The organism is Amaricoccus solimangrovi (assembly GCF_006385685.1).
Taxonomy (GTDB): Bacteria; Pseudomonadota; Alphaproteobacteria; order Rhodobacterales; family Rhodobacteraceae; genus Amaricoccus; species Amaricoccus solimangrovi.
The window spans coordinates 1-693 of the sequence record NZ_VFRP01000125.1; the positions used below are offsets into that span (position 1 = coordinate 1).

Below are 693 nucleotides of genomic sequence, written 5' to 3' on the forward strand. Positions count from 1 at the left end.
CGGAAGAGGGCTCTGTCAGGCTGTCACGGCCCCGAGGACCACCCGCTCGAACAACCGATCGAAGGCGGCGCGCAGCCCCGTGCGAGCCGTCAGCAGGCTCTTGAGCATGCGAGAGAGCATCGCCGCGGCGAGCCGCTTGAGGTTGATCGCGGCGGCGGTCAGGAACGCCTGGATGCGCATGTTCTGAAGACCGCGCCGGATGGCGCGAGCGAGGCCGTGCCAGGTCTTGGCCTCGCCATGGAAGCCCTCCGAGCGCCAGCGGTGCCGCTGGTAGAGGTGCTGGTCCTCGTCGCTCCACCGCTCGCGGCGGCGGCGGGCGCGAAGCAGCGCGGGATAGTCGTGGCCGATGACGACCGCCTTGTTGGCTCGTCCCTTCGACAGGCACAGCGCCGCGAGATCGCAGGATCGACAATCCCGCGCCCGGGCGTGGAAGAAGCGGCCGTGCTTCACCGGCCCCTGTGGCCTGAGGATCTTCCCGCGCGGGCATTTCAGGATGTCGTGCTTCGCATCGTACCGGAACCGCCGCAGGGGAACCGGGCTGCGAATTGGTTCGGCCTTGGTCGGGATCACCCCACTGATCTCGCGCCGCTCCAGACCGCCGAAGATCTTGGCGTAGGCGTAGCCCGCATCGGCGGTCACGGTCTGGATCGGAACCCCTGTCGCCTGGGCGACCGCGTCGAGCCGCGCCAGGAG

At 69.4% G+C, this 693-nt stretch carries 1 protein-coding gene; it reads right to left on the reverse strand.

Annotation, left to right across the window (positions count from 1 at the left end; genetic code table 11):
• Positions 1–15: 15 nt before the first annotated feature.
• Positions 16–693: transposase (locus tag FJM51_RS23555; protein WP_438502778.1), on the reverse strand; the 678-nt coding region annotated here is incomplete at its 5' end.